General features: G+C 59.2%; 21 protein-coding genes and 1 tRNA gene. 13 read left to right on the forward strand and 9 right to left on the reverse strand.

Annotation, left to right across the window (positions count from 1 at the left end; genetic code table 11):
• Positions 1-13: 13 nt before the first annotated feature.
• The 5 genes from INT39_RS14935 to INT39_RS14955 all read right to left on the reverse strand — a co-directional run bounded on the left by INT39_RS14935 (position 14) and on the right by INT39_RS14955 (position 4,182).
• Positions 14-1,417 (reverse strand): cbb3-type cytochrome c oxidase subunit I, encoded by a 1,404-nt coding sequence (locus INT39_RS14935; RefSeq protein WP_193074791.1) that lies wholly within the window; start codon positions 1,415-1,417, stop codon positions 14-16.
• 40 nt (positions 1,418-1,457) lie between these two features.
• Entirely contained in the window at positions 1,458-1,904 is a 447-nt protein-coding gene (locus INT39_RS14940) for a c-type cytochrome (protein ID WP_090272191.1), read from the reverse strand.
• Between the two features lie 39 nt (positions 1,905-1,943).
• Entirely contained in the window at positions 1,944-2,789 is an 846-nt protein-coding gene (locus INT39_RS14945; RefSeq protein ID WP_193074792.1) for a CbbQ/NirQ/NorQ/GpvN family protein, read from the reverse strand.
• A 277-nt stretch (positions 2,790-3,066) separates the two neighbouring features.
• Positions 3,067-3,429, reverse strand: a complete 363-nt coding sequence (locus tag INT39_RS14950) for a YbaN family protein (RefSeq protein ID WP_226944815.1) — start codon at positions 3,427-3,429, stop codon at positions 3,067-3,069.
• A 12-nt stretch (positions 3,430-3,441) separates the two neighbouring features.
• Positions 3,442-4,182: a Crp/Fnr family transcriptional regulator gene (locus INT39_RS14955; RefSeq protein WP_193074793.1), complete on the reverse strand. Its 741-nt coding sequence runs from the start codon at positions 4,180-4,182 to the stop codon at positions 3,442-3,444.
• 178 nt (positions 4,183-4,360) lie between these two features.
• Between INT39_RS14955 and hemN the strand changes: the two genes are divergently transcribed.
• The 4 genes from hemN to INT39_RS14975 all read left to right on the forward strand — a co-directional run bounded on the left by hemN (position 4,361) and on the right by INT39_RS14975 (position 10,673).
• Positions 4,361-5,743, forward strand: coding sequence for an oxygen-independent coproporphyrinogen III oxidase (hemN, locus tag INT39_RS14960; RefSeq protein ID WP_193074794.1), 1,383 nt, complete (start codon positions 4,361-4,363; stop codon positions 5,741-5,743).
• A gap of 64 nt (positions 5,744-5,807) precedes the next feature.
• Positions 5,808-6,932, forward strand: a complete 1,125-nt coding sequence (locus tag INT39_RS14965; RefSeq protein ID WP_193074795.1) for a metallophosphoesterase family protein — start codon at positions 5,808-5,810, stop codon at positions 6,930-6,932.
• Complete coding sequence (locus tag INT39_RS14970; RefSeq protein ID WP_193074796.1) at positions 6,929-9,574, forward strand: AAA family ATPase; 2,646 nt, start codon at positions 6,929-6,931, stop codon at positions 9,572-9,574. The genes INT39_RS14965 and INT39_RS14970 overlap by 4 nt, the downstream gene beginning before the upstream one ends.
• A gap of 112 nt (positions 9,575-9,686) precedes the next feature.
• A complete protein-coding gene (locus tag INT39_RS14975; RefSeq protein ID WP_193074797.1) occupies positions 9,687-10,673 on the forward strand; it encodes a diaminopimelate dehydrogenase in 987 nt (328 codons plus the stop codon).
• Positions 10,674-10,897: 224 nt separating this feature from the next.
• Here the strand turns inward: INT39_RS14975 and INT39_RS14980 are convergent, their stop codons facing one another.
• The gene (locus INT39_RS14980; RefSeq protein WP_193074798.1) at positions 10,898-11,674 is read right to left on the reverse strand and encodes an enoyl-CoA hydratase; all 777 of its coding nucleotides are present in this window, start codon (positions 11,672-11,674) and stop codon (positions 10,898-10,900) included.
• A gap of 189 nt (positions 11,675-11,863) precedes the next feature.
• Between INT39_RS14980 and INT39_RS14985 the strand changes: the two genes are divergently transcribed.
• The 5 genes from INT39_RS14985 to INT39_RS15005 all read left to right on the forward strand — a co-directional run bounded on the left by INT39_RS14985 (position 11,864) and on the right by INT39_RS15005 (position 16,867).
• On the forward strand, positions 11,864-13,528 hold the full coding sequence (locus tag INT39_RS14985) for an AMP-binding protein (RefSeq protein WP_193074799.1): 1,665 nt from the start codon (positions 11,864-11,866) through the stop codon (positions 13,526-13,528).
• A 42-nt stretch (positions 13,529-13,570) separates the two neighbouring features.
• A complete protein-coding gene (locus INT39_RS14990; RefSeq protein WP_193074800.1) occupies positions 13,571-14,338 on the forward strand; it encodes an SDR family NAD(P)-dependent oxidoreductase in 768 nt (255 codons plus the stop codon).
• 15 nt (positions 14,339-14,353) lie between these two features.
• Positions 14,354-15,136 carry an enoyl-CoA hydratase-related protein gene (locus INT39_RS14995; protein ID WP_193074801.1) on the forward strand — a complete coding sequence of 261 codons (783 nt, stop codon included), beginning with the start codon at positions 14,354-14,356 and terminating at the stop codon, positions 15,134-15,136.
• A gap of 61 nt (positions 15,137-15,197) precedes the next feature.
• Positions 15,198-16,337 (forward strand): cyclohexanecarboxyl-CoA dehydrogenase, encoded by a 1,140-nt coding sequence (gene aliB / locus INT39_RS15000; RefSeq protein ID WP_193074802.1) that lies wholly within the window; start codon positions 15,198-15,200, stop codon positions 16,335-16,337.
• A 50-nt stretch (positions 16,338-16,387) separates the two neighbouring features.
• Positions 16,388-16,867, forward strand: coding sequence for a MarR family winged helix-turn-helix transcriptional regulator (locus INT39_RS15005; protein ID WP_193074803.1), 480 nt, complete (start codon positions 16,388-16,390; stop codon positions 16,865-16,867).
• Positions 16,868-16,909: 42 nt separating this feature from the next.
• On the opposite strand, the gene INT39_RS15010 is transcribed toward INT39_RS15005, so the two are convergent.
• Positions 16,910-18,091 carry an NnrS family protein gene (locus INT39_RS15010; RefSeq protein WP_413468933.1) on the reverse strand — a complete coding sequence of 394 codons (1,182 nt, stop codon included), beginning with the start codon at positions 18,089-18,091 and terminating at the stop codon, positions 16,910-16,912.
• Between the two features lie 67 nt (positions 18,092-18,158).
• Here INT39_RS15010 and INT39_RS15015 point away from each other — a divergent pair, with 67 nt between their 5' ends.
• Positions 18,159-18,593, forward strand: a complete 435-nt coding sequence (locus tag INT39_RS15015; RefSeq protein ID WP_193074805.1) for a hypothetical protein — start codon at positions 18,159-18,161, stop codon at positions 18,591-18,593.
• Here INT39_RS15015 and ytfE read toward each other — a convergent pair.
• On the reverse strand, positions 18,588-19,265 hold the full coding sequence (ytfE, locus tag INT39_RS15020) for an iron-sulfur cluster repair protein YtfE (RefSeq protein ID WP_193074806.1): 678 nt from the start codon (positions 19,263-19,265) through the stop codon (positions 18,588-18,590). The genes INT39_RS15015 and ytfE overlap by 6 nt on opposite strands.
• A 170-nt stretch (positions 19,266-19,435) precedes the next feature.
• On the opposite strand from ytfE, the gene norR reads away from it, so the two are divergent.
• The 3 genes from norR to INT39_RS15035 all read left to right on the forward strand — a co-directional run bounded on the left by norR (position 19,436) and on the right by INT39_RS15035 (position 24,788).
• Positions 19,436-20,962 (forward strand): nitric oxide reductase transcriptional regulator NorR, encoded by a 1,527-nt coding sequence (norR, locus tag INT39_RS15025; protein WP_193074807.1) that lies wholly within the window; start codon positions 19,436-19,438, stop codon positions 20,960-20,962.
• Between the two features lie 272 nt (positions 20,963-21,234).
• Positions 21,235-22,674: an alpha/beta hydrolase gene (locus tag INT39_RS15030; protein WP_193074808.1), complete on the forward strand. Its 1,440-nt coding sequence runs from the start codon at positions 21,235-21,237 to the stop codon at positions 22,672-22,674.
• 116 nt (positions 22,675-22,790) lie between these two features.
• Positions 22,791-24,788 carry a peptidase U32 family protein gene (locus tag INT39_RS15035; protein WP_193074809.1) on the forward strand — a complete coding sequence of 666 codons (1,998 nt, stop codon included), beginning with the start codon at positions 22,791-22,793 and terminating at the stop codon, positions 24,786-24,788.
• 148 nt (positions 24,789-24,936) lie between these two features.
• Here INT39_RS15035 and INT39_RS15040 read toward each other — a convergent pair.
• A tRNA-Gly gene (locus tag INT39_RS15040) sits at positions 24,937-25,010 on the reverse strand.
• Between the last annotated feature and the right edge of the window lie 20 nt (positions 25,011-25,030).

Below are 25,030 nucleotides of genomic sequence, written 5' to 3' on the forward strand. Positions count from 1 at the left end.
TACCGGCGTTGGGTCACGCAGCCGTGATCAGCGCCGGTGACTGTTCACGGGTGTTGCGGGCAACGATGAAACTGTACAGATACATACCCAGGCCGACGGCGAAGCCGATGCCAGCGATCAGTCGCATCCAATACACATGCATGATGGCGTCCTGAGTCTGCATGTAACCGAGCGCGCCAGCGTCATCGGGAAAGCGTTGCAGCTCGATCTGGATCCAGCCAGCCCAGGACAGCAGCAGCGTGATTGCCAGCATGCTGATGCTCATCACCCAGCAGGACCCGATTTCCATGCGTTGCGCCTGCGGACTGTTGCACTCTCGGCCATGCAGCTTCGGCCAGGAGTAGGAGATGATGGCCATGGCAATCATCGCGTAGGCACCAAAGAACGCCAGGTGACCGTGGGCAGCAGTGAGCTGGCTGCCGTGGGTGTAGTAGTTCACCGGAGCCAGAGTGTGCAGGAAGCCCCAGACGCCAGCACCCAGGAACGCCATGATGGTGCAACCAACAGCCCAGGTGACGGCGGCCTTGTTGGGGTGCTCACGGCGACGCTGCTTCAACATGCTGAAGGCGAACAGCACCATCAAGAAGAACGGCAGTGGTTCGATGGCGGAGAAGATCGAACCGATCCACAGCCAGTACTCGGGTGCCCCCATGTAGAAGTAATGGTGACCAGTGCCCAGGATCCCGGAGATCAGCGCCATGGCGATAATCAGATACAGCCACTTTTCCACCACTTCACGGTCAACACCGGTGGTCTTGATCAGGATGAAGGCCAGGATGGCACCGAGGATCAGTTCCCAGACGCCTTCCACCCACAGATGCACAACCCACCACCAGAAGTATTTGTCCATGACCAGCGACACGGGGTTGTAGAAGGCGAACATCCAGAACACGCCCAAGCCGATCAGACCGGTGATCAGGACCATGTTGACCACGGTCTTGCGGCCTTTGAGTACGGTCATCAGGATGTTGAAGATAAAGCCCACAACAACCAGTGCGATACCTACTTTGGTGATTGTCGGCTGCTCAAGGAACTCCCGGCCCATGGTCGGGAAGTACTTGTTGCCGGTGATTTCCGCCAGGGTGGAATAGGGCACCAGCAGATAGCCGAGAATGGTCAGCACGCCGGCGATGGCGAAGACCCAGAACAGTACATAGCCGAGCTTGGGACTCCATAGTTCGGTCTGGGCTTCCTCCGGCACTAGGTAGTAGGTGGCGCCCATGAAAGCGAACAGCAACCACACGATAAGCAGGTTGGTATGCACCATGCGGGCGACGTTGAAGGGGATTTCCGGAAACAGGAAATCGCCGATGATGTACTGCGTGCCGAGGATCAGACCAAACACGATCTGACCGACGAACAAGAGCATGGCAAAGGCAAAGTAGGGTTTTGCCACCGCCTGTGAAGCGTATTTCATGATGTGATTCCTTATGCTGTCAGAGTCTGCTCAGGGGTACTCAGCCTTCCTTGTTCGGCGGCCAGTCGTTGATATCGATCCGCGACGACCAGATCAGGAAGTCCGACATGGCATCCAGCTCTTCTTCGCTCAGGTTGAATTGAGGCATCTGCCGACGGCCTTCCACGCCGGTGGGCATGGCGCCCATCCAGGCGCCGAAATAGGCCCGGAATGCCATTTCGTTGCCCATACCGCGGCGGTCGAATACGTTGACCAGTTCAGGCGCGAAATACGCTCCTTCGCCCATCAGCGAGTGGCAGCCGGCACAGTTGTTGTTCTCCCACAACTCCTTGCCATGGGCGACTGAGGCGGTGAGCTGGTCGCGGTTTTCCCTTTCCGGGATCGCCGTGACCGTATCCACCGTCAAGCCAATGAACAGCAGCATGAAAAACATGCCGCCACCGTAGTAGATGTTGCGGGCCATGCCCTTGGTAAAGCGCTCCGACATATTGATCTCCTCGGGTTATGCGGATTGCATGCTCGCCGGTCAGGCGATTTTTCTGGTTGGTTGTTGTCCGGGTTCGGCAAAGTGCACCCTGACGATGTCCATGATCGCTGCGTGGGCGGTGGGTTCGTCGGTGAGCGGTTGTGCCATGCAGGCTTCGCAGGCCTGACGCGGGTCCATGCCAGCGGCAATCAGCCGGCCGGTATGAATCAGCAAACGGGTTGAGGGGGCTTCCTCCAGATCATGCTGTCCGAGGTGGCGCAGGGCGTTACCCAGCGCGACCAGTTGGTCGGCATTGAGCGGGTCAAGGCCGGATTCGTGTTGCACAATGCGGCTCTCCGCCGCTGCTTCGGGGTAGTCGAAGGCCATCGCTACAAAGCGCTGGCGGGTACTGGGCTTGAGCCCTTTGAGCAGGTTTCGATAACCGGGGTTATAGGACACCACCAGCATGAAGCCGGGCGCGGCCTGGAGTTCTTCCCCCGTTGCTTCCAGTGGCAGAATCCGCCGATCGTCGGCCAGCGGATGCAATACCACTGTGATGTCCTTGCGCGCTTCGATGACTTCATCCAGATAGCAGATGGCGCCTTCGCGCACGGCGCGGGTCAAGGGGCCGTCCTGCCAGAAAGTGCCATTGCTGCCGATCAGGTGCCGGCCAACCAGGTCAGCGGTGGTCAGGTCATCATGGCAAGCCACGGTGTACAGCTTGCGGCCGAGGCGCTCAGCCATGTGCTGAATGAAGCGAGTCTTGCCACAGCCAGTGGGACCTTTGATGAGCACCGGCATACCGAAACGGTCAGCCTGCTCGAAGAGATCAACCTCTGCGCCGCTGGCGTGGTAGAACAACCCGCCGGGCTGTTCGCGGTGGTGGTGTGGGCGGGATGGGTTCATTGATGAGTCCTTGCGGTAATTGCATTTACCGATTACCTATCAAGGACCGTGCCACATATTAAGTGGTTGATTATTAAAGAAATAATAAATATATGGGTTAAATGTACCGATACGGTAAATGGTTGTTTGAACCGTATGTGGTGTTTTTTACCAATTAATGGGGTGTGGTGGTATGTCGCACCCAGTTTGTGCGTCGGCTTGACGCATATGAAGGGGTGTAGGGAGGCGCTCGGGACAGGAAGGGGATTATGTAAGCGTCACGATACGTTCGGTGCTTTCATGTTTGATCGGACTCCGGACGAGTCCACAACCACAGTGCAACGCACGGCAGGAACAGGCTGAGGAACCCGCGCAGCAACATCGGTGCCGGCAATAACCAGATCATCACGATACTGCTGAGCATCAGTACGCTAGCCAGCCATTTGGCCCGGCGCGGTACGGCGCGATGTTCACGCCAATCACGAATCAACGGACCGTACTTGGGGTGAGTCAGCAGGCGCTGTTCCAGTTCCGGCCAGCCGCGAGCACCTGCCCAGGCCGCAAGCAGCAGGAAAGGCGTGGTGGGCAATCCAGGCAACAACACTCCCAGCGCACCCAGGCCCAGCGCCAGCGACGCCACGCTGCGCCATATCAATTTCATCAGCATGTGAATCTAGAGGCTATCAGAGGCAATAATGCTCGCCTTGTGCTCGGTATGCTGCTGACCTCCGGCGACCTCATCCAGCAGATTGCGGATGCTGGGAATACTGATCTGGCGTGCGCGGCTGTCGATCAATCCGCGCTCACGCAGGTTGGCGATGGCGCGTGAGAAGGTTTCCGGCTTGATCGACAGGCGTGCGGCAATCAGGCTCTTGGGCAGTACCAGTTCAATTTCGGCGCTGTCCCCAGCGCGGTCGCGCACCTGACTGACCAGATACAGGGCCAGTCGCTGGGTCGCGTTCTGCAGTGTCAGGTGTTCCAGTTCGTCCAGCCGCTGGTGCAAACGCACACTCATGTGGCCCAGCAGGTGCAGACAGGTCTGCGGGTTCTGCTCGAGATGGCGCAGCATCAGGCGGTTGGAGAAGCCGATCAGCTTGACCGGCTCAAGCGCTTCGGCGCACACAGGGAAGACCGACTTCTGCATGAACATGATGGCCTCGGCAAAGGTATTGCCGGCGGTGATGATCTCGACGACCTTTTCCTTGCCATCGGCCGAGATGCGGTACAGCTTGACCTTGCCGGACTGCACCAGATAGAAGCGCTCCGCCGGATCACCCTGACGCTGGATCAATGCCTGAGGATCATAATCGCGCACCAGGGCATCAGCCAGCAGCTCTTCCTGAGCCGGTGCGTTGAAGTGAGAAAACAGCGGATGACGGACAATCATCTGCCGTTGTTCCTGAGTCAGAGCCATATTTGCCCGCCTTTGATTGAATTGATGCAGAGTAAGCATTTCCAGCTGCTCAGACCATACCTCTGCGGCGAATTCATAGTGAACGCGATTCGGGGTTCTTGATATGCGTCAACGTGGCGCACCGGGGAAGAGGGTAATCTCGTCAGCATCAGAATAAATCGCTGCGGAGCATCCTTCCATGTCCGATCAAGTCAAGTGGGACGCCAGCCTGATCCGCCGTTACGATAAGCCGGGCCCGCGTTATACCTCTTACCCGTCGCCGGCGCAGTTCGTCGACGGCGTATTGCCGGCCGATCTTGTCACAGCCTTGCAGCAGAGCCGTGATGCCTGCCGACCGTTGTCACTCTACGTGCACATTCCGTTCTGCGCCAACGTTTGCTACTACTGCGCCTGCACCAAGATCATTACCAAGGACCGCAGCCGTGCGCAGCCCTATCTGCAGGCATTAAGCCGCGAGATAGAGCTGATCAGTGCGCATCTGAACCCGGCGCAGCGGATCGAGCGATTGCATCTTGGTGGCGGCACACCGACCTTCCTCAGTCATGAGAATCTGCGTCAACTGATGACCAGGTTGCGTGGCTGTTTCAATATGCATGAAGACGACATAGCCGACTACAGCGTCGAAATCGATCCCCGTGAAGCAGACTGGCCGACCATGGGACTGCTGCGCGAGCTGGGTTTCAACCAGGTCAGCTTTGGCGTGCAGGATCTTGACCTGGATGTCCAGCGTGCAATCAATCGGCTGCAGAGCCTGGAGCAGACACAGACGGTAATGGACGCAGCGCGTGCATTGGCGTATCGGTCGGTCAATATCGACCTGATATATGGTCTGCCCAGGCAAACCCTGGACTCGTTCGCTCGCACCGTGGCGGCGGTCATCGAGATGAATCCGGATCGCCTGACGCTGTACAACTACGCACATCTGCCGGATCTGTTCCTGCCCCAGCGCAAGATCAGTTTGGCCGAGCTGCCCGGTCCCGACAGGCGCCTGGAAATCATCAGCAACAGCGTCGCCCAGCTGCAGAGTGCTGGATATCGGCATATCGGCATGGGGCAGTTTGCATTACCCGATGACAGCCTGAGCAACGCGCAGGAAACCGGGCAGCTGAATCGAGGATTTCAGGGTTATATCGCTGGTGGCGACTGCGACCTGATTGGGCTGGGTGTATCAGCCATCAGTCAGGTGGGCGATTTTCATTGTCGCAACACCAGTGATCTCAAGCTGTACCAGCAAAGTCTGGAAGAGCGCCGCCTGGCGCTGCGTCGAGGGCTGAAATGCACAGCCGATGACCGGGTGCGGCGGGTGGTAATCAACTGCCTGATGTGCAGCTATGAATTGAGTTTTGCGGACATTGAGCAGCGCTTCAATATTGATTTCGCCATTTATTTTGCTGATTGCCTTGGTGCGCTGCGGCAAATGCACCGCGATGGGATGATTCACCTGAGTGACGCGGGCATCGATATTCTACCCGCCGGGCGACCGCTGGTGGCGCGCATCTGCATGGTGTTCGATGCCTATCAGTATCATGCAGACGAGGCCCGATACACCCAGGTGGTGTGACTGGTCCCCCTTTGTCGCCCCTTGCGTTTACAATACGGGATCGGATTCGCACAGGGGAGAGAACATGCCACGCTTTCTGCATACGGCTGACTGGCAGATTGGTCGTCAGTACGACCGCTTCGGCCCGGAAGATGGTCCTGCACTGGCCCAGGCGCGCCTGACTACTGTGGAGCGCATTGCTGCACTGGCGGCGGAGCTGGCCGTCGATGCGGTGCTGGTGGCGGGGGACATATTCGATGCCCAGACCATCTCCGATCGCACAGTGCGGCGGTTGTTCATGGCGTTGCAGGCCTTTGACGGGCCATGGATCATGTTGCCGGGCAACCATGATGCGGCCCTGGCGGAAAGCATCTGGACCCGCGCCAGGCGCCTGAATGCGGTGCCGGACAATGTGCATTTGCTGCTGACCCCCGAGGTCATGCTGTTTGCTGATCGGGGGTTTGCCATCCTCCCGGCGCCGTTGACCCAGCGTCACACCTTCAACGATCTGACCGATTGGTTCGACCACGTGTCGACGCCGCCGGAGCTGTTGCGTATCGGCATTGCCCACGGCAGTGTGCAGGGTATTCTCGCCGAGGATATCGACTCCCCCAACCCGATCGACCCCCAGCGCGCTGAACGCGCTCGGCTGGATTATCTGGCGTTGGGCGACTGGCACGGTTGTCGGCAGATCAACAGCCGCGTCTGGTACAGCGGCGCGCCGGAGCAGGACCGTTTCAAGAGCAACGGTGCCGGGCAATTGCTGGATGTGCGGATTGACGCTCCCGGCGCCGAGCCGCAGGTAACGCCGGTAGCCATCGGTGAATTTACCTGGTTGCAATGGCAGCGACGGTTGAGCGTGGCCTCGGATCTGGACGCCTTGATTGAAGAGCTGGACAGCGTCGAGCGCAGCAGCGTCATCAGTCTGACCCTCGAAGGCGAGCTGGATCTTGCCGGAGAGCAACGCCTGCAGGCCGCGCTGGGACGCGCGCAAGCACGGCATCGGGTGTTGGAATGCCATCTGGATGAACTGCGGCTGATTCCGACTGACGAGGACATTGCCGCGCTGCAGGCTGATGGTTATCTGGGAGAGGTGGTCAATCAGCTGCGCGATCTGCAGCAGGCGGATGATCACGATACTGCCCGCGAGGCGCTGGGCATTCTGTCGAGCCTGCTGCGTGAGCGGCATGCGGGAGGTACGCCGGCATGAAGTTGCAGCAGCTGCGGGTAAATCAATTTCGGCAGTTCCGTGAGCCTCTGAGCATTGACGGATTCGGCGCCGGTATCAACCTGATCTGCGGACCCAACGAGTCCGGCAAGAGCACCTTGGTGCGGGCCATTCGCGCTGCCTTTTTCGAGCGCCACAGCTCCGGCACATTGGGCGACCTGCGCCCGTGGGGTGATTCCGGCGCCGCGCCGGAGGTCGAACTGGTGTTCAGTCACGCTGGCAAGCAATGGCAGCTGACCAAGCGTTTCCTGCAGCGCAAGCGTTGTGACCTGACCGTGGAGGGTGAACGTTTCAGTGGCGACGAAGCGGAGGACAAGCTCGCCGCCATGCTGGGGTTCACTGTTGCCACCCGTGGCGCCAGCAAGGCAGAGCATTGGGGAATCCCCGGCCTGCTATGGATAGAGCAGGGCATGGGGCAGGAGCTTGGCGAGGCGGTCACCCATGCTGGCGACCACCTCAAGTCGGTGCTGGGTGCCAGTCTCGGGGAAATGACCAGCAGTGATGGTGACGAGATCACCCGGCAGGTTCGCGGCCAACTGGAAGAACTGTTGACGGGCGGCGGCAAGCCGCGCGGTGACTACAAGGCAAGCATTGAACGGCTTGCAGCGCTCGACAGTGAACTGCACGAACTTGACCAGCGCATCATCAGCTATCGTCAGCAGGTGGATCGCCTGGGCGAATTGCGTGAGCAGCAGGCCAGCGATGAGGCCGAGCGCCCCTGGCAGACACTGCGCGCGCAGCAGCAGGAAGCGGAACAGAAACAGGTTGAGGTGACATTGCTGGCAGACCAGCAGCAGCGTGAAGTGCAGGAACTGGAGCAGAACCGCAACAGCCGGCAGATGGTGCTGGATCAGCTGCGTGCTCACGAGGAGCAGGCTGACGACCTGCAGCAACGCCAGGCGAAATCGCAACAGCTGCAAGAGCAGCTCGAGCGCCTGTCCGCGCAGCATGCAGAGCTGGCGGCCACGCGGGATGCAGCGCTTGCCGCCTATCAACAGACGCGCGAACAGGAACGCAAGGCGCATCAGCTGGCCCGGCGCCAGACCCTGGAACGTGAGCAGCAACAATTGCTGCGCCAACAGCAGCAGTATCAGGCCAGCCTGGCGCAGGCCCGTCAGCTGCAGAGTGATCTGCTTGAGCAACAGCAAAGGCTGGCGGCAATTCGTGTCGACGATAAGCAATTCGCTCGACTCGAAGCGCTGCATACTCAATTGCGTGAGCTGAACATCCGTCAACAGAGTATTGCCACAAGATTGCACTTTGAGTTGTTGCCTGATCAGCAGATGGCCGTTGGCAGTGAATTGGTCAGCGGCACCGGCGAATCCCTGTTGTTGCAGGAGACCCGGATCGAGATTACCGGGGTTGGCCAGCTCACCATTGCGCCTGGGGGGCAGGACCTGGGCGAACTGGTACGGCAGATCGAACGCGGTCAGGAGCAACTGCAGGCGCTTCTTGATGAACTGCAGGTCGTCTCGCTGGACGCTGCCCGTGAGCAGCTGGAACTGGGCCGAACCTTGAACACCGCGATTCTGACCAGCCGCAGGCTCCAGTCTGGCCATGCCCCGGAGGGGATCGACGCGCTGGCGCAGCATTTGACCGTTGGCGCGACGCGTCTGACGGAATTGGAGCAGGAGCTGCACGGCCTGCCGGCGCTGGCGGACGAGCAGCTGCCGCCGACCGATATCGCCGAACAGGCTCTGGAGCAGGCAGCAGGGCGTCTGCAGCAGGCCGAGAAGGCAGCCAGTGAACATAACGAAACGCTGATCAAACTGCGCCAGAGTGTTGCCAGCGCAGACGAGGAATCTCGCCTGCTGCAGATGAAACTGGACGACCCGCAACGCCGTCAACAGCAACAGCAGCTCAACGACAGCTTGCTGGCGCTGCGCGCCGATCAGACGCGACTGGAGCAATTGACCCAAGAGCGGGCCGCACGCATCGCCGGCGCCAGACCGGATATCCTCGAGCAGGATATTCAGCGCTACCGCGCCAGCGCCGCACAGCTGGAGCAGGCCTTCAATCAACGCCGCGAAGAGCTGATTGCGCTGCAGGCACGGCTGCAAAGCGAAGGTGCAGACGGGCTGGAAGAAAACCGTGCCAGACTGGCTGTCGAGCTGGAAAGCGAAAGCCGTCGACATCAGCAACTGGAACGCCGCGCTAACGCGCTGAATCTGCTGCATGGGCTACTCAGCGAAAAACGCCAGCAACTCACCCGACAATTGCAGGCACCGCTGCAGAAGCATCTGGATCACTATCTGCAACTGCTGTTCCCCCAGGCAAGGCTGGAGGTCGATGAAAACCTGTTACCCGGACGCCTGGTCCGTCATGGGCAGGAAGCGGGGGAGTTCGACGCCCTGAGTTTTGGCTCGCGTGAGCAGATGGGGCTGATCAGCCGCCTGGCCTATGCCGATCTGCTGCGCGAGGCCGGCCGCCCGACACTGATTATTCTGGATGACGCCCTGGTACACAGCGACCAGCCGCGCTTGGAGCAGATGAAACGTATTCTGTTCGACGCTGCCCAGCGGCATCAGGTGTTGTTGTTCAGCTGTCACCCGGACAAATGGCGCGATATGGGCGTGCCGGTGCGGGAAATGGAAGGACTGAAAGCCGCCGGGGCAGAGGGTTGAAATAACGCATTGGCCTTCGGGGCCGAAAATGTCGTCACAGTCTGTATAATTCGCGCTTTACTCCGTGGTTTGATGAGGCGGGGTGGGCACACATACAAGGTCAGGTCTTCTTATGCAGCGCAAAATCAGAATCGGCATCGCAGGTTACGGCAACCTCGGCAAGGGCGTGGAAATGGCGATTGCCCAGAGCCCGGATATGGAACTGGTCGGCGTTTTCAGTCGGCGTAATCCTGCGGACGTGCAACTGCTCGACAGCAACGTTGCGGTGCATGCCCAGAACGATATCGAACAGTTTCGCGACCAGATCGACGTCCTGATCCTGTGCGGCGGCTCGAAAAATGACCTGCCTGAACAGGGTCCGACGCTGGCAGCCATGTTCAATACTGTCGACAGCTTCGACACCCACGCCACTATCCCCGAATACCACGCCGCCATGGACAGTGCCGCTCATCCGGCAGGCAAGACAGCAATGATCTCCGTGGGCTGGGATCCGGGATTGTTTTCCCTGAATCGTCTGTATGGTGAAGCCATCCTGCCTGTGGGCGCGACCTACACCTTCTGGGGCAAAGGGTTGAGTCAGGGCCACTCCGATGCTGTGCGTCGGGTCGATGGCGTGAAGGCCGGCGTGCAATACACCCTGCCTGCAGAAGCCGCGATCGAGCGCGTGCGCAACGGCGAACTGCCGGAACTGACCACTCGTGAAAAGCACAAACGCGAATGCTATGTGGTGCTGGCCGAAGGCGCCGATGCAGCGGAAGTGGAGCAGAGCATCGTCAGCATGCCGCACTATTTCGCCGACTATGACACCACGGTCAACTTCATCAGCGAAGAAGAGCTGCGCCGCGACCACGCCGCCATGCCCCACGGTGGTGTAGTGATCCGCAGCGGTACTTCTGCTGCAGGCACCAACCAGGTGGTGGAGTACACGCTCAAACTGGGCAGCAACCCCGAGTTCACCGCCGCGGTGCTGGTAGCCTACGCCCGCGCCACCTGGCGTCTGAATCAGAGTGGCGTGATGGGTGCGCAGACGGTGCTGGATGTGGCGCCGGGACTGTTATCACCCAAGTCGCCGGCGGAATTGCGGAAGGAACTGCTGTAAGGCGGGGCTTCCTGCTTCCTGTTCCGAGCCTCCCTTAGCGCCGGGAACGACCTACCTGCGACACGCCGTAAATACATCCCTGTAGGCTCATTGATGCCATCCCTGGCATCAAGCGGTCGCAGGTAGGTCGCTCCCGGCGCTAGGGTGTGAGCAGCTGATGCGGCTGAGGGTTCTAAAACCATCAGCCACATAAAACTCTGTGGAATGGCTCACGCTCTCTTTCTCTACCTATCCTTCCACTCCGCCGCCCGTTTCTCGATAAACGCAGCCATCCCTTCCTTTTGATCTTCGGTTGCAAAGCTGGCGTGCAGTAATCGTCTCTCGAATAACAAGCCTTCGGCCAGGGTGGTCTCGAAGGCGCGATCGACGGCCTCCTTGTTGAGCATGACGGCCAGGCCGGAATAGCTGGCGATGGCCCGCGCCGCGTCCATGGCCTCTGCCAATAGCTCTTTCACCGGCACGATACGGCTGACCAGACCACAGCGCTCGGCTTCCTGGGCATCCATCATGCGTCCTGTCAGACACATATCCATGGCTTTGGCCTTGCCGACTGCGCGGGTCAGACGTTGGCTGCCGCCAGCACCGGGCAGGGTGCCGACCTTGACCTCCGGTTGGCCAAAGCGCGCATTGTCGGCTGCAATGATGAAGTCGCACATCATGGCCAGCTCACAGCCACCACCCAGCGCCAGACCAGCCACTGCAGCGATGACCGGCTTGCGGCAGCGCGCGATCTGCTCCCAGTTGGCGGTGACGAAGTTATTCCGGTAGGCATCGGCAAATGTCTGATGGCGAATCTCGGCGATGTCCGCGCCGGCAGCAAAGGCTTTTTCGCTGCCGGTAATGACGATTGCTCGGATACCTTCATCCTGTTCAAAACTCTGCAATACCTCGGTCAGCTCATCCATCAGTTCGCCGTTGAGTGCGTTCAATACCGCTGGGCGGTGCAGGCGTATAAGACCGACTGAATCCTGTATTTCAACCAACAGGTTGTTGTAATTCATTGGCACGGACCTTTTGTCTTGGTGGTTTGTTTGCCATTTCGTTGGCCTTGATCGGTATTTGACTTTAATTTCAATAGAAAACAAAGACAACATGTTGACATAAAAAAGAGCTGGTCGTATTGTCGTTAGCACTGGGTTGCACAATCAGGCCCTGACCCAACAACAAAAGCCACAGACAGTGGGGACGATATGAAAATTACAGCAAAGGGTTTCGACGAGCGTCGTGCTGCCATGCTTCAGGTTGGCGCCTGGCAGGACAAGACGATTGTTGATTATCTGGATCAGGCGGTCGCTGCTGTACCTGACAAGGCGGCGGTGGTGGCCTATCGCGTTGCCGGTGATGAGCGCACTGAGCTGAGCTACCGCAGGCTGAATGAGCTGGCCACCCGTCTGGCTGCGGGGCTGGTCGGACTGGGTGTTGGCAAAGGTGATGTAGTGGCATGCCAGTTGCCCAACTGGTGGCAGCTGACCTTGCTGAGTCTGGCCTGTGCCCGGATCGGTGCTGTGATCAACCCGCTGATGCCCATTTTCCGTGAGCGCGAGCTGCGCTTCATGCTCGGGCACGCTGAAACTCGCGTATTCATCATCCCCAGGTCCTATCGAAGCTTCGACTATCCCGCCATGGTGGCCAGCATCCGTGATGATCTGCCTGTCCTTGAGCATGTCCTGGTAGTCGATGGTGAGGGAGAGGACAGCTTTGAACGAGTCCTGCTGGATCGTGCATGGGAAACTGAAATGGATGTGCAGGCGCTTTTTGCCGAGCGCCAGACGGGCGCTGATGATATTGCCCAGATGCTGTACACCTCGGGCACCACCGGCGAGCCTAAAGGGGTGTTGCATACCTATAACACGCTGTTCAGTAACGTGGTTCCCTACGCTGATCGGCTGGGCCTGAATGCCGAAGACCGCGTGATGATGGCCTCGCCGCTGGCGCATCAGACGGGCTTCCTTTATGGCGTGTTGATGCCGGTATATCTCCAGACCACCGCAGTACTGCAGGATCTGTGGGATCCTGCCTACGCCGTGAAGGTGGCACATGCTGAAAAGCCGACCTTTACCATGGCATCGACTCCCTTCCTGGCTGACCTGATTGATATCGCTCCCAAATACCCCGGCCAGTTGGACTCACTGAAGGTCTTTGTATCCGCCGGCGCACCCATCCCTGGCGCACTGGTGGAGAAAGCTGCCGACGTGGTGAATGCGCGCGTTGTATCCGCTTGGGGTATGACCGAAAACGGTGCGGTGACCATGACGCGGCTGGATGACCCGGTCAGCCGTGCCAGCTCCTCGGATGGCATTGCTCTGCCCTGGATGGAGGTCAAGGTAGTAAACGATCAGCATGAGCCTGTCGCCATTGGCCAGGAGGGCAACCTGCTGGTGCGCGGTGCGAGTCTGTTTGTCGGCTATCTGAAGCGTCCAGAGTTGTACCAGGTCGACGCCGATGGCTGGTTTGAAACCGGTGATCTCGCCACCAAGAATGCCGAGGGTTATATCCGTATCACGGGCCGTACCAAGGATGTGGTTATCCGCGGTGGCGAAAATATTCCCGTCGTCGAGCTCGAAAATCTGCTCTACAAACACCCTGCAATCGCTTCTGTAGCGCTGGTGGGCTGCCCCGATACACGTCTGGGCGAACGGCTATGCGCCTATGTGACGCTGCACGACGGCTATGAGCCATTGTCGTTGGAAGAGGTTGCCAGTTACCTGTCCGCCCAGGGGGTATCGCGCAACTATCTGCCCGAGTACCTGGAAGTGATGGCCGAATTGCCACGCACCCCGTCGGGCAAGATCCAGAAATTCAAACTCCGGGAGCTGGCGCAGCAGGTGCAGATCGCACCCGCCAAGCGCAGCTGAACCCGTGCCACAACCCATATAAAGCACATGAGAGAGGTCGCTATGCGAGGACTTGACGGAAAAACAGTCATCATCACCGGCGGTGGTGGTGGAATCGGGCGGGCAGTATCACGTCGGTTTGCCGAAGAAGGCAGTCTGGTCGCGGTGCTGGATCGGGATGCAGCGGCAGCCCAGGCCACGGCTGATCTGATCACCGAGGCCGGCGGCAAGGCCAAGGCCTATGCGGCGGATATCACCGATTACGCAGCGATAGAAACCACTGTGGCAGCCATCGAGCGGGATCTGGGCATCCCCACGGTACTGGTCAACAACGCCGGCTTCGACCGTTTCATGCCATTTCTCAAGACCGAACCGGCCATGTGGGATCAGCTGATCTCGATCAACCTGACCGGAGCGCTGAACATGCACCACGTGGTGCTGCCACGGATGCTCGAAGCAGGCGGTGGCAAGGTGATTAACGTTGCTTCTGACGCGGCACGGGTAGGTTCTTCAGGTGAAGCTGTGTATGCGGCATGCAAAGCCGGGCTGGTCGGCCTGAGCAAGACTCTGGCTCGCGAGCTGGCTACCAAGAACGTCAACTTCAACGTGGTTTGCCCAGGCCCGACGGATACCGCACTGCTGAAAGCCGTGGCGGACACCTCGAACAACCCGGAGAAACTGCTGGAAGCCTTCAAGAATGCAGTGCCCAAGCGTCGTCTGGGGCAGCCGGAAGACTATCCGGGAATCATCGCGCTGCTGGCCAGTGACGATGCCGATTTCATTACCGGACAGGTTATCAGCGTGTCTGGCGGCCTGACCATGGCCGGTTAATCAGGAGAAAAGATCATGAATTACGAAGATATCCTCTACGAAGAAAAAGACGGCGTCGCCACTATCACCATGAATCGCCCGGAGCGTTACAACGCCTTCCGTGGCCAGACCTGCATGGAGCTGCTGGACGCTTTCAACCGCGCCGGCTGGAACAAGGAAATCGGCGTCATCGTACTGACCGGTGCCGGTGACAAGGCGTTCTGCACCGGCGGTGACCAGGGTGCACATGACGGCCAGTACGACGGCCGCGGCATCATCGGCCTGCCGGTGGAAGAGCTGCAGACACTGATCCGTCAGGTGCCCAAGCCGGTTATCGCCAAGGTCAATGGCTTTGCCATCGGCGGTGGTCACGTACTGCATGTGGTCTGTGACCTGAGTATCGCGTCGGACAACGCTATCTTTGGCCAGGCAGGACCCAAAGTCGGCTCGGTCGATCCGGGCTTCGGTACAGCCTATCTGGCCCGGGTGATCGGCGAGAAGCGTGCCCGTGAAATCTGGTATCTGTGCCGCAAATACACTGCCCAGCAGGCGCTGGAGTGGGGCCTGGTCAACGCCGTGGTACCCCAGGCTGAGCTGGATGCCGAAGTGCAGAAGTGGTGTGATGAAATTCTTGAGAAGAGCCCGACGGCCCTGTCCATCGCCAAGCGCTCCTTCAACGCTGATAGCGAAAATATCGCCGGTATCGGCGCGCTGGGTATGCAGGCTCTGAGCCTGTACTACGACACTGAAGAGTCGAAGGAGGGCGGTCGGGCATTCCTCGAGAAGCGCAAGCCCGAGTTCCGCAAGTACTACAAGTGATGATGAGGCCGGCGACCACTGTCGTCGGCTGCTTCCCGGATCAGCGGGTGGGAGAGCAGATATGAATTTCGGATTCAGTGAAGACCAGAATGCCATTCGCGACAGTGTCGCGCGCTTCAGCGCCGATGTGTTGGCGCCGGGTTATCGCCGTCGTGACCGGGAAGGTCGTATCGAGCGCGAAACCATTCGGCAGATGGGTGAGATGGGCTTTCTCGGCGGCGAACTGTCGTCGCGTTTCGGTGGCAGCGATCTGGATTGTGTCACCAGTGGCATCATCATCGAGGAAATCTCCAAGGGTGATTTCAACGTGGGTTATATCCCGCTGCTGACCTCACTCAACGGTCAGATCATTGCCAACTATGCCGCACCACACCTGGCCGAAGAATGGTTGAGCGGTATGATCAGTGGCGACAAGGTCGCCTGTATTGCGCTGACTGAACCCCATGGTGGTTCGGACGCAGCCAGTTTGCGGCTCAAGGCTGAGCGCCGTGGTGATATGTTCGTGCTCAACGGTGAAAAAACCTCGATCTCGATGGCCGACCAGTCGGATGTGACCGTGGTGTTTGCCCGTACCGGTACTCAGGAGCAGCGTGCCAGCGGTATCAGCGCCTTCCTGGTGCCGATGAATACGCCAGGCATCACCACTACCCGTTTCGAGGACGCGGGCCAACGGGCCATCGGACGTGGTTCGATCTTCTTTGATAACGTCGAAGTGCCAGCGGAAAATATGTTGGGTGAGGAAGGGCAGGGCTTCAAGCAGGTGATGCAGGGCTTTGACTACAGCCGCGCGCTGATCGGCTTGCAGTGCCTGGCGTTGGCACAGGTGTCGCTGGATGAGACCTGGGTCTGGCTGAACGAACGCCAGGCTTTTGGCCAATCGTTGTCGGCGTTCCAGGGGTTGACCCATCCGCTGGCCGAATATCAGACCTATGTGCATGCGGCGCGCCTGCAATGCTTCCATTCACTGTGGTTGAAAGACAATAATCTGCCGCACAATGCCGAAGCGGCGATGAACAAGTGGTGGGGGCCGAAACTGGCCTTCGATGTCATCAAGCAGTGCCTTCTGGCGCATGGTCATACCGGCTATGGCGAAGACTTGCCCATGGCGCAGCGTCTGCGTGACGTGCTGGGCCTGCAGATCGGTGATGGCACCGCCCAGATCATGAAGAACATCATCGCCAGAGAAACACTGAAGAAATGAGCTCCGCCGGCGGCGGGCTCTTTGAACCGGTTGCCGGGGAATGGAGAGGCATGAATAGCAGTGAATACAACAGCGTAGCCAACAGGCTGTTCTTCCGTCTGTTTCAGACAGGCAATACCTTGCAGCGCCAGGTTCAGAACGAGATGGGCGTCAGCACCGTGCAATGGGCGGTACTGGGCGCGCTGTCCCGGGAGGGTTACGAGCAAGGTATTTCCTTCAACATGTTGACAGAATACCTGGTGGTCAGCCGTCAGAGTTTGGACGGCGTGCTCAAGCGCATGGAGCGTGATCAACATGTATTGCGGGTGCCTCATCCGGATGATGGGCGTGCGCGGCTGGTGGTCATGACTGAGCAGGGCCGGGCGTACTGGGAGCAACTGCAACAGCGCATCTATGATTTTTATGCACAAGGACTCAAGGGTTTTGGCTTTGATGATGTAGTGAGCATCCTGCATTACCTGAACAAACTGCAGATCAACCTCGCGGAAGTGGATCTGCAGGCTGGCGCTGCAGATTCTGATCAATCTTGAAAGAGGCAGTCATCTGACTGCCTCCATGGAGAGATATGGCTGTCAGCCTGGCCGCCCATCTGGCCGAGGCGCCGTCAAGATTGCAGTGTAATTCCACACATAGAGCCCAAAGGCTGCTGCCCAGCACAGACTGGCCAGCCAGAAGCCGGTCTGCGGCATGGGTATGGTCAGCCAGACGCGCAGCGGCACCGCAAGATTGAGCAGGATGAAGGCGAGGCTCATCGAGGCCGCTGGTTGCAGAGGGCGCCCGGTGTGGCCGAGGCTGACTCGGGCGATCATGGCCAGGATCATGCCGCCCATGCCGCCGATGGCCAGCAGATGCAGCGCCTGACTGAAGCCTCCGAGCCAGCCGCCATGCCACAAGGCCATGGCGATCAGCGCCAACGCCAGCCAGGCGTAGGACAGGTGCAGGGACCAGAGCAGCGGCACCGTCCAGATTTTCGGGTGATGCCAGCGCAGCAGCCTGACGATGTGACCCAGACCCAGAGACAGATAAATGGGCGCTTGCCAGGGTGAAGGCCGCAGTCCGACACCGCTGAGCATCAGCAGGGCAACCAGAATACTGCCGACCATAAGCAGGTTGTCCAGACGCGGCCAGGCCTCCACCGGTTCTGTCAGGCCCAGGCCACGCTGGGTGAAGAAGGGGATAACGCGCCCGCCGATCAAGCCCATCAAGCCGGCGATCAACCATAATGCCGCGACTGCGCCATGGCGCTGCAGGAAGAAGTCTTCCTTCTGCAGACCGATCAGCACAAGCAGGTTGCACAGGGTCAGCAAGGACAACATGACCACGATCGGATAGTTACGTGCCTGACGTACTTTCCATAACGAATGGCCGATGGCCAAGGCCACCAGTGGCAGAAATAACAGGTCGACTGGAATCAGCAGCCACAAGGGTGCGCCGAGCAGCCAGCACAGGCGTCCGGCCAGCCACAAGCCGGCCATCAGCAGCACGGGTTTGCCGGTGAGCGCCGGTACGCCGGTCCAGGCCTGAATGGCCGTCAGCAGAAAGCCTGCGACAATGGCGACGCCGAAACCGAAGACCATCTCGTGTCGGTGCCAGGCCAGCCAGCCCCCGGCGGGGGACAGCTCGATATGGCCGAAGAAAGCGGCGATCCACAGCGGGATGGCCAGCACGGCAAACAGACTGCCCGCCAGAAACAAGGGGCGAAAGCCCAATGCAAACAGCACGGGTAGTTGAGTGCGATTGTCCGGCATGAAAATCTCCTGATTGCTTGTTATGCTCTTTGCGCCGCCGTATCAGGCGACGCTTTCATCACTGGAATAACGTATGACATATCTGCTGATTAAAATTCTGCATCTGCTCGCGGCCATGGCGTTTATCGGCACGCTGTTCTTTCAGGTGCTGATTCTGACGCCGGCCGGTCGTCGCCTGGACGCCGGCGTTCGTACTCCCATGAGCCAGGCTCTGGGTCAGCAGGCCCGACGGGTCATCCACGTCGTTGCCCTTGTGCTCTATGGCGCCGGGCTGACGCTTGCCTGGCCCTATCGCAGCCTGCTGGCCGACCCGTTTTCCAGCCACTTCGCCACCTTGCTCAGCCTGAAGATCTTGCTCGCGCTGCTGATCATCGGTCATTACGCGGCGCTGATCTTTCTGCGACGTGCTCAGCGGGTAACCGAGCGAACCATGCACCTGTTGAATATAAGCCTCTTGGCGCATGCAGTGTTGCTGGTTATATGCGCCAAGACCATGTTTGTTCTATAGCGCTTTCGCGGTTACCGGGGCAACGAACAGAATGTTGTTCTCCAGGTGAATATGGTCCATCAGGTCCGCGCAGAATTCGTTCAGTCCTCGGTACAGAGCCTGCCAGGTATTGCAGGCATGAGGCGGCGGGGTGACATCGTTGGTCAGCGCGTACAGCTTGTCCAGCGCCTGGCTGTGCTGGTCATGCTCGAAGCGCATCACGCTGATCGGCCCGCGTGACAGGCTTTCTTCGCCCCGCATCAGCATCGGGAACAGAATCTGTTCCTCCTTAGCCATATGGCTTTCCAGTTCCTGTTGCATATCGGAGAGATGATCAGTCAGCCCGTTCGGGCAATCGGGGTTATTGCCATGCACCTGTTCGACACGTCGGGCCAGCCTGATCAGCTCGGGTAGCTGTTCCCGATGGCATTCGTGGTAGCGCGTCAGAATATGCTGGATCAACTGGTCGGCAGACGCGTGGTTCCAGTTCTGCTCGTTCTGGTCGACGGCGCATAGCTGCTCCAGGGCGGCAACTGTCGCGGCAGGATCAATGCCTTTACGAAGGCAAGCTTCAGCCAGGGTGCGCTGACCATTGCAGCAGAAGTCCAGACGCTGGGCGTGTAATACGCGGGTGGCGCCGGGAAGCTCTCGAGCGATGGTGCCCAGCTGAGTGTCAAGGAAGTCGTAAGGCATCAGATGTGCTCCGATAAAGTGGCGGTAACAGCTGTAATGTGTCGCTATCAATAGCCTAGCAATTCACGTGCCATTTATAACTACCTGATATTTAAGCTAATTAAGTATTGTTGGTGCAATATACCTAGACGCGCTATGGTTTATAAAACCATGCAAGGGTGAATTGAACCATGATCGAGCATTTTCTGCTGCCAGACCTGGTGGCTGAGTTACCCGCTGCCGTACGCTTGCAGCGCCTGGTCCAGGTATTACGAGAGAGCTTCGCTTGCGGTGCTGTTGTGCTGTTGCAACATGAAAACGACTCTCTGCGTCCGGTTGCGGCCGTTGGCCTGGTCCAGGATGCACTCGGCAGACGTTTTGAAGTGGCCCGCCAACCGCGCCTTGCCGCACTACTTTCCCGCCGCGAACCCACCTGGTTCGAATCCGACAGTCCGTTACCTGATCCCTATGATGGCTTGCTGGATGAAAGCCCCGGCGAGCCGCTGCCGGTGCATGACTGCATGGGTATAAGCCTGTATGTGGAAGGGGAGCTGTGGGGCGCTCTGACACTCGACGCGCTGGACGCCGGCACCTTTGATGAGGCGGCCCGGCAGAAGCTGCAGCACCTGTTGCCGCTGGTGGAGGCGCTGCTGCGCGTGACACGCCTGGAGCAGGAGAATCGTGCTCTGCGTCTGGTTCGCGCCGACGATCATCGAGCCTTGCCGGGGCTGCAGCAGCATGGGATTGTCGGTCACAGCCCGGTCGTCACGCGTCTGCTTGACGAGCTGGCTGTAGTGGCGGATTCGGATCTGACAGTCCTGATCACCGGCGAGACAGGGGTGGGCAAGGAGTTGTTCGCCCATTGGCTGCACAGGCACTCGCCGCGCGCTGACAAGCCGCTGGTGCAGGTCAACTGCGCAGCGCTGCCCGAATCTCTTGCTGAAAGTGAGCTGTTCGGTCACGTCAAAGGTGCGTTCTCCGGAGCCAGCACTGATCGGGGAGGGCGCTTTGATGCGGCCAATGGCGGCACGCTGTTTCTTGATGAAGTGGGCGAGCTGCCGCTGCATGTGCAGGCCAAACTGTTGCGAACCTTGCAGAACGGCGAAATCCAGCGCCTGGGCGCCGATCAGCCGCTGCGTGTGGATGTGCGCATCATTGCCGCGACCAACCGCAACCTGGCGGATTCGGTGGCCAAGGGCGACTTCCGCGCCGACCTCTATCACCGTTTGTCAGTCTATCCGGTCCCGGTTCCGCCGCTGCGCGATCGCGGCAACGATATCCTGTTGCTGGCCGGACACTTTCTCGAGCTGAACCGCGCGCGCCTGGGTGTGCGCAGTCTGAGATTGTCGCCGGACGCCGAGCAGGCGCTGCTGACCTATGACTGGCCGGGCAACGTGCGCGAACTGGAACATGTGATCAGTCGGGCGGCGATCAAGGCGCTGGGTCGCAATGGCTCGCGTCAGGCAATGCTTTCACTGGATGCGGCGTTGCTGGATATCCCAATCAGCGGCGTCGCCGTGCAGGCGGCGGCCGATCCCTTGATTACACCCTCTGAAGCAGACATTCAGCCCTTACGCATTGCAGTGGAGTCCTGCCAGCGCGAGCAGATCCGTCAAGCCTTGATAGCGACCGATGATAACTGGAGCGCCGCCGCACGCCTGTTGGAGCTGGATGCCAGCAACCTGCACAAGCTGGCACGGCGGCTGGGTCTGAAATAGCGCCTTCCCATCAAACACCCTTGTGCCCCTCGCATATCTTGTGGGAGGCCCGACTCGGGGCGACGCTGGCCGTCAGACCAGTTGAGATCAGCAGATAGGGTGAGGGTTGACTGCCATGGGGCGGTGCAGACTCACCCATTTCAGTGATGCGTTTCTGGGGTGATATCAACGTAACTTATGCAGCAGCACATTAAGCAGGCTTGACTATGCTGTGAAATGCGCTGGGCCGCTTCGTGCCCGGGTAGCGATTACAAAAACAATGGAGGTTTACCTTGCGCAACGCACCTTTTTATCTGGCTGTGTTACCCCTTACTCTCAGTACTTTGCTGCTCTCCGGTTGTCTCAGTGGAGGCGGCGGTAGCAGTAGTAGCGGTGGTTCTGATGACGATGTTGCTCCGCCCGATATGACCCGCGTACAGGACGAGCGTGTTTTCGTTCCAAAGGAGGGTCCGATCACTGCCCGTGCCGGCAGCAGCGCTTATGTCGGTACCTATGATGGGTTGCAGGGCAAGGCCGTCTACGCCATCGAGGTCCCCGACGCTTGGGATGGTAATGGATTGATCATGTATACCCATGGCTATCGTGGCACGGGAGTGGACCTGCCGACGTCGGTGCCGCGGGACGCGTGGCGCGATGCGGTATTGGCGGCGGGTTACGCCTGGGCATCCTCATCCTATTCGGCTAACTACTACGATGTGCGAGCCGGCATTGAGGATACCAACAAGTTGGCGCTGAATATCGTTGATTATCTGGAAGCAGACCATGGTGTACGGCTTGCAACGGCTGACCAGTACCTGATTTCCGGTGAGTCGCTGGGTGGTCATGTCGCTGCCGCGGCGGTGGACCGCGAGAACATGGAAAGAACGTTGAACAAAGTGCCTTACGCGGGCGCGATGCCGATGTGTCAGGCGGAGCAGAACCAGTTTCAGTGGCTGGGCGACTATCCGCGGGTGATGATGGAGTTGAGTGGCTACGGTGACGCGGACTATAGCGACTTCCAGGATTTGCTGCCGCAGATGCTGGGTACGCTGTTCAACTTCAGCGGCTCTTCGCCGGACTGGCGGTCCCCGCGTGGAGTGGCCGGCGAGCGCCTGATAGCCGCTGCGCGTAATCTTACGGGGGGAGAGCGGCCCATCTTCGAGCAGGGTTTTGCGGTTGATATGTGGCAGTTCGCGGTGCTGGGGACGGGCGGCTCGGAAGGTGATATCGAGGGTATCCTGGCGCGTAACGGCTATGGCAATGAGGATCAGGTTTACCGTTGGACCAGCGATTCAGAGCCAACCGGAGACGAACTGACGTTCAACGAAAATATCGCAAGAGTCAGTGCCGATGAGGATGCCAACCTCAAGCGGAAAGATGGGGTGCGCTGGATTCCCCTGATCCAGGGTGATTTTGATGTGCCTGTGCTGACTTTGCATACTTTGGGCGACTTCTATGTGCCGTTCCGCCATCAACAACTGTATCGCGAAGGGGCTGAGGAGTATGGCAACGAAGATCTTCTGGTACAGCGCGCTATTCGGGCAACGGGCCATTGTGAATTCTCCAATCAGGAGATTACCCGGGCGATGAACGACTGGCTGGATTGGGTCAATGACGATGACAAGCCGGCCGGGGATGAGGTGCTCGACCCTGCCATGGTGGCTGATGCGGATTACGGTTGTACCTTTACCAACCCTCAGCGGCCGGGCTTGCCTACCTGCGGAGCGAACTGAGTTGAACTGAACCAGTCATGGCGAGAGATCGCCATGACTGTCCGCGCATCACCTGACCGTGCAGGATTCGGCCGTAACAGCTACAATCGCCGGTTTCCACCAGTGCGGTCCTGTCCATGTCCCTACCCAAGCACCACCTCGAATTGCTCAGCCCAGCTCGGGATGTCGCCATCGCCCGTGAGGCCATTCTGCACGGCGCTGATGCCATCTACATCGGTGGCCCGAGCTTCGGTGCCCGGCACAACGCTGAAAACAGCGTAGCCGATATCGCCGAGTTGGTGCGCTTCGCCAGATTGTTCCATGTGCGCATCTTCGTCACGCTCAACACCATCCTGCATGACGACGAGCTGGAAGGTGCGCGCCTGCTGATCCATCAGCTATATGATGCCGGCGTGGATGCGCTGATCATTCAGGACATGGGCATCCTCGAGCTGGATATCCCGCCAATCGAAATCCATGCCAGCACCCAGTGTGATATCCGCACCCTGGACAAGGCCCGATTCCTCGGTCAGGCCGGTTTCTCGCAGCTGGTATTGGCCCGTGAACTGAACCTGCAGCAGATCCGCAGCATTCATGAGGAGGTGGATACCACACTCGAGTTTTTCATTCACGGTGCGCTGTGTGTGGCCTTCTCCGGGCAGTGCAACATCTCCCACGCCCAGACCGGCCGCAGCGCCAACCGCGGCGACTGTTCCCAGGCCTGCCGTCTGCCGTACACCCTCAAGGATGAGCACGGCGGCGTCGTCGCTTACGAAAAACATCTGCTGTCCATGAAGGACAATAATCAGAGCGCCAACCTGCTGGCGCTGATCGATGCCGGCGTGCGCTCATTCAAGATTGAAGGGCGTTACAAAGACATGGGCTACGTGAAAAATATCACTGCCTATTACCGCCAGCGACTGGACGAGATTCTGGAAGGTCGCCCTGACTTGGCCCGCGCTTCCAGTGGCCGCACCGCGCATTTCTTCGTACCCGACCCGGACAAGACCTTTCACCGTGGCAGCACCGACTACTTTGTCAGTGATCGCAAGATCGATATCGGCGCCTTCGACTCGCCGACCTTCACCGGGCTGGTGGTAGGTGAGCTGCAACAGGTGCGCAAGAACGACCTGCTGACCGTGACCCATGAGCCGCTGTCCAACGGCGATGGTCTGAACGTGCTGGTCAAGCGGGAAGTGGTGGGCTTTCGGGCCAACATCGCTCAGGAACTGGCCCGCTTCGAAGAAGACGGTCAGCCGCGCTGGCAGTACCGTATCGAGCCCAACGAGATGCCGGAACAACTGCAGCGAGCGCGGTTGCCGCAGACGCTCAGTCGCAACCTTGATCACAACTGGCAGCAGGCTTTGCAGAAAGTCTCAGCCGAGCGCCGCATCGGTCTGCGCTGGCAGGCTGAGCTGAGCGCAGACAGCCTCAAACTCAGCGTCACCAGCGAAGAAGGTATCAGCGTCAGCAGCCAGCTGGATGGTCCGTTCGAGCCGGCGAAGAAACCGGAGCAGGCTGAGGAGCAGCTCCGCGATCTGCTGGGTCAGTTGGGTACAACCCAATACCACGCCGAGCAGGTCGAGATTGCCGCTTCCTTCGTTCCTTTCGTGCCCAATTCGCAACTCAAGGGCCTGCGCCGCGAGCTGATCGAAAAGCTGAGCGAGGCGCGCATCGCCGCTTTCCCGCACGGCAGCCGCAAGCCGGTCAGCGTTCCGCCACCGGTCTATCCGCAATCGCACCTGACTTTTCTGGCCAACGTCTACAACGAGAAGGCCCGCACTTTCTACCGCCGCTACGGTGTGGAGCTGATCGATGCGGCTTATGAAGCGCATGAGGAAACCGGCGAAGTGCCGGTGATGATCACCAAGCACTGCCTGCGTTTCTCTTTCAACCTGTGTCCGAAACAGGCCAAGGGTGTGACCGGTGTGCGCACCAAGGTAGCGCCTATGCAGCTGGTTCATGGTGACGAAGTGCTGACGTTGAAATTCGACTGCAAGCCCTGTGAAATGCACGTTATTGGCAAGATCAAAGGCAACATTCTCAACCTGCCGCAGCCGGGCAGTGGCGCCAACATTGTAGGCTCGATCACGCCCGAGGATCTGGTCAAAACCATTCGCCGCGCACCGCGCTGAAATACGCGGATGCTGACGCACTGGGGCCTGCCGAGATTCTAGCGTTTTGGCCGCGCCCCGGCGAGGAACAGATTCATGGCTGAATTCGTCTGCCGCATTAGTGGCAAGGGGAAAAAGCTGAGAGTAAATCGAGGAAAAGCCGAAATCATGGAGCGGGTGAAGGGAATCGAACCCTCGTCGTAAGCTTGGGAAGCTTCTGCTCTACCATTGAGCTACACCCGCAACGCGACGCATTCTACGCC

This window comes from Pseudomonas sp. FME51 (assembly GCF_014897305.1).